Origin of the sequence: Fuscovulum blasticum DSM 2131 (assembly GCF_003034965.1) — a bacterium.
In the GTDB taxonomy this organism is placed as follows: domain Bacteria; phylum Pseudomonadota; class Alphaproteobacteria; order Rhodobacterales; family Rhodobacteraceae; genus Pseudogemmobacter; species Pseudogemmobacter blasticus.
In genome coordinates this window covers 1-6,207 of the sequence record NZ_PZKE01000039.1, presented here as the reverse complement: position 1 = coordinate 6,207, position 6,207 = coordinate 1, and the positions used below count along the sequence as shown (strand labels likewise).

The following is a 6,207-nucleotide window of genomic DNA, read 5'->3' as shown; positions in this document are numbered from 1 at the left end:
CCCAGGACACCACGCTGAAAGTGGGCATCATGGGCGGCGAGGACGAAGCCGTCTGGGCGGCGGCCGCGGCGCAGGCCAAGCCCGCGGGCCTGATCATCGAAACGGTGATCTTCAACGACTACACCCAGCCGAACGAGGCGCTGGCGAACAAGGACATCGACGCCAACGCCTTCCAGCACGGCCCCTATCTGGAAGCGCAGATCGCCGCCCATGGCTATGCCATCACCCCGGTGATCGACACGGCGATCTTCCCGATCGGGCTTTACTCGAAGAAATACAAGACCCTGGCCGACCTGCCGGATGGCGCCGTGATCGGCCTGCCGAACGATCCGTCGAACGGTGGCCGCGCGCTGAAGGTGCTGGAACAACTGGGCCTGATCAAGCTGAACCCCGAGGCCGGCATCCTGGCCACGGTGATCGACGTGACCGAGAACCCCCGCAACTTCGACCTGCGCGAACTGGATGCCGGCGTCGTGGGCCGCGCCATTGATGATCTGGATGCCGCCGTGGTCAACACCGACTGGGCCGCCAAGGCCGGGCTTCTGGATTTCCGCGTCGCGCAGGAATCCGGCGAGAACAACCCCTACACCAACTTCATCGCCGTCCGCACCGAAGACAAGGATGCGGCCTGGGTCGCCACCCTCCGCACCGCCTTCCAGAGCGACGCGGTGAAAGAGGCCTACGCCTCGGCCTACAAGGGCGCGGCCGTCCCGGCCTGGTAAGCCACCTGTTCTTGCACTTTCGGCAGGCGCCTGTAAGACGGCGCCTGCCTGCATTTTGAAGGATCGACAGATGACCGGCATCAGGCATCCCGTGGTGCGGCTTGACGGGGTTGAACGGCGGTTTTCCGACCGCCCTGCCCTGGACGGCATCTCGCTCACGCTGGAGGCGGGCGAGATTGTCGGACTGATCGGCCGTTCCGGCGCCGGGAAATCGACGCTGATCCGCTGCCTGAACGGGCTGGACCGGCCACAGGCGGGCCGGGTCGAGATTGACGGCACCGACATCACCGCCCTGTCGGAACAGGCCTTGCAGCCGATCCGCCGCCGCATCGGGATGATCTTCCAGCACTTCAACCTGCTGTCGGCCAAGACCGTGGCGGAAAACGTCGCCCTGCCGCTGAAGATTGCCGGCCAACCCGCGCCACAGCGCCGGGCCAAGGTGATGCAGCTTCTGGATATGGTGGGTCTGGCCGACAAGGCCGATACCTACCCCGCGCGGCTGTCCGGCGGGCAGAAACAGCGCGTGGGCATCGCCCGCGCGCTGGCGGCCGATCCGTTGCTGCTGCTGTCAGACGAAGCAACCTCGGCGCTGGACCCGGAAACGACGCAGGCCATCCTGACGCTGTTGCAGGACGTAAACCGCCAGATGGGCGTGACGATCCTGATGATCACGCATGAGATGGAAGTGGTGCGCCAGATCGCCCACCGGGTTCTGGTGCTGGACGCCGGCCGCATTGTGGAACAGGGGCCGGTGGCGCGGGTGCTGGCCTCGCCGCAGGCCGAAACGACGCGCAGCCTGCTGCGCGGCCTGTCGCCGGTGCTGCCGCAGGATGTGGCCGCGCGCATCACGCCGCAGGGCGATCAGGCGCTGATCCGGGTCGATGTCTATGGCGCGGCCGCCCGCCAGCCGCTTCTGGCCATCATCGAAGGCATCACCGGCCACCCCGCCCGGCTGGTGCATGGCGGGCTGAACGATGTGCAGGGCGAACCCTATGGCCGGCTGTTCCTGGCGCTTGGCACCAATGATCCCGATCTGGTGGCCGCCGTGATTGCCCGCCTTCAACCCGAAACCACTGCGATCGAGGTGCTGGGTCATGTCCCGGGCGATGTTTGACCTGCTTCTTCGGGGCCTGTGGGAAACGCTGGTGATGACCGGCATCTCGGGGGCGCTGTCCTTTGCCATCGGCCTGCCGCTGGCGCTGATCCTGGTCACCACCGACCGGGGCGGAATCTTCCAGAACCTGGCCGTCAATCGGTCGCTGGGGCTGGTCGTCAACGCGCTTCGGTCGGTTCCGTTCATCATCCTTCTGGTCGCGGTCATTCCGCTGACCCGGCTGATCACCGGCTCGGCCATCGGCATCGCGGCCGCCATCGTGCCGCTGACCATCGCCGCCGCGCCCTATTACGCCCGCGTGGCCGAAGTTTCCCTGCGCGAGGTGGACCGCGCCCTGATCGACGCCGCCCGCGCCATGGGCGCCACCCGCTGGACCATCCTGCGCGAAGTGCTGATCCCCGAAGCCCTGCCCGGCATCGTCTCGGGCTTCACCGTCACGCTGGTCACGCTGATCGGCGCCTCGGCCATGGCCGGGGCGGTGGGGGCCGGCGGCCTGGGCGACATCGCCATCCGCTACGGCTATCAGCGGTTCGAAACACAGGTGATGCTGGCCGTGGTGGTCATCCTGATCGTCATGGTGGCCGGCCTGCAATGGGCGGGCGACCGCCTTGCCCGGATGATAGACCGCCGCTGACCCCAGCCGCCACCTGCCCCGCGCCCAAGGCCGGCGTCACTCCGGCGTTGCAGCGCCCCGCGCAACCCTCAGGCCCGGCAGAACCTCGGCCAGTTCCGTAAAGCCGGGGCGGGTTGTCGCCGCCTCATCCACGATCAGGTGGTCGATTTCCGAAATCGGGCAGAACACCGAACGGGCCGGCGCCCCGATCTTGGAATGGTCTGCCAGAATGATGGCCTGATCGGCATTGCGCACCATGGCGCGGGCAATCTCGGCCCCGTGGATGAAATAGTTCATCGCCCCCATCTGCGCATCAATCCCCCAGGGCGCCAGCAGCGCGACATCGGCCCGATAGCGCTGGATGTCGTTGATGGTCGCGGCGCCATGGGTTTCCATGGGTTCGTGCTTGATCTCGCCGGCCAGCATCAGCACCCGGAAGCGGCGGCTTGGCTGGTCGAGGCGTTCGGCCAGCAGCCGCGCCACATCGACCGAATTCGTGATGATGTTCAGATCGGTCAGGCCATGCGGCGCGGCCAGCGTCTCGGCCATGATGGTGCTGGTGGACCCCGCATCCATGAAGATCGTCATCCCCGTCTTCAGCAGGCCAAGGGCGGTTGTGGCGATGGCCCGCTTTTCCCGCAGGCGCAGGGTGACGCGAATGCCAAAGGTCGTATCCTCGCGCTTCACCGGCACGGCGCCGCCCCGCACGCGGCGCAGTTCTCCGGCCTGTTCAAGCTCCATCAGGTCGCGCCGCACCGTTTCGCGCGAAACGCCGAATTCCTCGGTGATGCGGTCAACCGAGATCTGGCCGAACGCGGCCAACTGGTCGCGGATGCGCCGATACCGTTCCTCTTGCCACATTTTGCCACGCCCTGACTGGTCAATCTCCCCCCTTCAAATGCCTGAAAACAGCACAGAACGCCACGGGGAACACATCCGGCACCAGAAAAACACATAAACACACATAAAACATATATTGCCACATCATGATTCCCGCGCTAGCGTCCCCTCATCACCACGAGAAGAACGAGTCGCGGCGGCTGCCTGCGTCCCGTTGCCGGGCAGGATTGCCCGGCGACCGGTCGCCTCTGGCCTGTCGCGAAAGGAGACAGACGCATGGGCCACGCCGCGGGCATCGAAGATCACCACATCGCCTTTGCCGGCCAGTTGGCCGATGCGGCGCGCAGGGTTCTGCAGCGGGAAATCACCCATGGCCTGAACGTCGAGGTGAAGCCCGACCGCAGCTTCGTGACCCGGATCGACCGCGCCATCGAGGCCGAGCTGCGCACCATGATCGCCGCGCGCTACCCCGACCATGGCATCATCGGCGAAGAGGACGGCGATCAGAACACCGGCGCCTCGCATGTCTGGGTGCTGGACCCGATCGACGGCACCGCCCCCTTCATCGTGGGAATCCCGGTCTATGGCACGCTCATCGCGCTTGCGGTGGACGGGGTGCCGCGGCTTGGGGTCATTGATGTGCCGCCGGTCGATGCGCGCTGGCTGGGCGCCCCGGGGCGCGCCACCACGCTGAACGGCCAGCCCGTCCGCTGCCGCAGTTGCGACGGGCTGGCCCAGGCCCTGATGACGAATTCCAACCAGGATTACATGAGCACCGCCGAACTGCCCGCCCTGAACGCGCTGCGCCAGACCACGGCGAACCGGGTCTATGGCGGCGCCTGCCTGAACTATGGCCGTCTGGCCGAAGGGCGCAGCGATCTGGCCTTGGATGCCGGGCAGAAGGTGTTTGACTTCGCCCCCTTCCGCCCGGTGATCGAAGGCGCCGGCGGGGTCATCTCGGATTGGGCGGGGCAACCGCTGACCCTGAACAGCGATGGCCGCATCCTGGCCGCCGGCGACCGCCGCTGCCATGACGCGGCGCTGGATGTGATCGAGGCGCTGGGGCTGGGCCGGTCGGCCCGCGTTCCGGCCTGAAAAAGCAATCGAACGACAGGGAAAAGAGATGGGCATCAGCATTGAGGATCTCACCGTCACCTATGGCAAGGAAACCGTGATCTCGGGCCTCAGCCTCAACATCCCCGAAGGTTGCTTCTTCACGCTTCTCGGCCCGTCGGGCTGCGGCAAGACCACGCTCTTGCGCACCATCGCGGGCTTTGTCCCGGCGGCGGGCGGGCGTCTGAAATTCAACGGCACCGATGTCACCCGGCTGCCGCCGCACAAGCGGGCCATCGGCATGGTGTTTCAGGACTATGCGCTGTTTCCCGACAAGACGGTCAACCAGAACGTCGCCTATGGCCTGCACGCGCGCGGCGAACGCGGCGACAGCGTCAGCCGCAAGGTGGCCGCCGCGCTTGAAAGGGTGGGCCTTGGCCATCTGGGCGACCGGCACCCCGCGGCGCTGTCGGGGGGGCAACGGCAGCGCGTGGCACTGGCCCGGGCGCTTGTGATCAAGCCCGCGGTCCTGCTGATGGACGAACCCCTGTCCAATCTGGATGCCAAGCTGCGCATCCAGATCCGCGAAACCATCACCGAACTGCAACGCGAGGCGAACATCACCACCGTCTTCGTGACCCACGATCAGGAAGAGGCGCTGTCGATGTCTGATCTGATCGGTGTGATGAATCGCGGCGCGATCGAACAGATCGGCACCCCGCAGGACATCTACGCCACGCCGCGCACCGGCTATGTGGCCGATTTCGTCGGATCGGCCAACCGGCTGGCTGCACGGCTTCGCCCCGCCGCCGACGGGCTGGTCGAGGCTGACTTCGGGCAGGGCCGCATCCTTGCCACCGACGCGCGCCAGGGCACTGGCGACGAAGGGCTGGTGATCCTGCGCCCCGAAAGCCTGCACCTGTCCCTGGCACCGCAGGCAAACCTTCAGAACCTGCCGGCCACCGTGCGCAGCCGGCAATATCTGGGGTCCAAGACCAGCTACCGGCTGGATCTGGGCAAGGGGCTGGAACTGGTGGCCGAACTGCACGGCCCCGGCCATGACGCCTTCCACCCCGGCACCCCGGTGAACCTTGGCATTGATGCGGCGCAGGCCCGGGTGATTGCAGCATGACCGACAGCTTCCGCACCCCCTGGTTCTGGCTGACGGTGCTGTCGCTGGCGCTGCTTGGCCTGTTCGTCCTCTATCCGCTGTTCAACATCCTGACAGCCAGTGTCACCGGCGAAGGCCCGAACGGCTGGTCGCGGCTGCTGGACAACCCGAAATACCTTCAGGCCATCGGCAATACGCTGATCCTGGCCACGGCGGTCACGCTGATTGCCACGCTGATCGGGGTTCCGCTGGCCTATGTAACCGCGCGCCACAGCTTTCCGGGCAAGTCACTGATCGCGCTGCTGCCCCTGATCACGCTGGTCATCCCCGAGGTGATCGCCGCGCAGACCTGGCTGATGATGCTGGGCAACAACGGGCTGATCACCCGCGCGCTGCGCGAGATCGGCCTCCGCCTTCCCAGCTTCTATGGCTGGTTCGGGCTGATCACCTCGATGAGCTTCATCTACTATACCTATGTCTATATCGGCGTCGTTTCGGCCATCGCCCGCTTCGATGCCCAGCTTGAAGAAGCCGCGCAAAGCCTTGGCACCGCGCCGGCACGGTCGCGGCTCAAGGTGATGCTGCCGGTGATCATGCCGGCCATTCTTGCCTCGGCCCTGCTGGTCTTCACCATGACCGTCGGCAACTTCGCCATCTCGATGATCCTGTCGCACCGGCTGCCGCTGTTGTCGGTCGTAACCTATCAGGCCGCCGTGGCCGAAGGCGCGTCCGACATCACGATGCAATCGACGCT

The 6,207-nt window shown here is 66.3% G+C and carries 7 protein-coding genes; 6 read left to right on the top strand and 1 reads right to left on the bottom strand.

Annotated features, from left to right (window positions below; all coding sequences use genetic code 11):
* The 3 genes from C5F44_RS17390 to C5F44_RS17380 form a co-directional block, all read left to right on the top strand.
* Positions 1-722 (top strand): MetQ/NlpA family ABC transporter substrate-binding protein (locus C5F44_RS17390; RefSeq protein WP_107674887.1); only part of this gene is annotated, 722 nt, incomplete at its 5' end.
* Between the two features lie 70 nt (positions 723-792).
* The gene (locus C5F44_RS17385) at positions 793-1,836 is read left to right on the top strand and encodes a methionine ABC transporter ATP-binding protein (RefSeq protein ID WP_107674886.1); all 1,044 of its coding nucleotides are present in this window, start codon (positions 793-795) and stop codon (positions 1,834-1,836) included.
* On the top strand, positions 1,817-2,470 hold the full coding sequence (locus tag C5F44_RS17380) for a methionine ABC transporter permease (protein WP_107674884.1): 654 nt from the start codon (positions 1,817-1,819) through the stop codon (positions 2,468-2,470). The genes C5F44_RS17385 and C5F44_RS17380 overlap by 20 nt, the downstream gene beginning before the upstream one ends.
* 36 nt (positions 2,471-2,506) lie before the next feature.
* Here C5F44_RS17380 and C5F44_RS17375 read toward each other — a convergent pair whose 3' ends face one another.
* Positions 2,507-3,310 (bottom strand): DeoR/GlpR family DNA-binding transcription regulator, encoded by an 804-nt coding sequence (locus tag C5F44_RS17375; protein ID WP_107674883.1) that lies wholly within the window; start codon positions 3,308-3,310, stop codon positions 2,507-2,509.
* Positions 3,311-3,565: 255 nt separating this feature from the next.
* Between C5F44_RS17375 and C5F44_RS17370 the strand changes: the two genes are divergently transcribed.
* The 3 genes from C5F44_RS17370 to C5F44_RS17360 all read left to right on the top strand — a co-directional run.
* Positions 3,566-4,384: an inositol monophosphatase family protein gene (locus tag C5F44_RS17370; protein ID WP_107674881.1), complete on the top strand. Its 819-nt coding sequence runs from the start codon at positions 3,566-3,568 to the stop codon at positions 4,382-4,384.
* 28 nt (positions 4,385-4,412) lie between these two features.
* Positions 4,413-5,474, top strand: a complete 1,062-nt coding sequence (locus C5F44_RS17365; protein WP_107674879.1) for an ABC transporter ATP-binding protein — start codon at positions 4,413-4,415, stop codon at positions 5,472-5,474.
* A partial coding sequence (locus tag C5F44_RS17360) for an ABC transporter permease (protein ID WP_146161981.1) occupies positions 5,471-6,207 on the top strand: 737 nt, incomplete at its 3' end. The genes C5F44_RS17365 and C5F44_RS17360, both read left to right, overlap by 4 nt.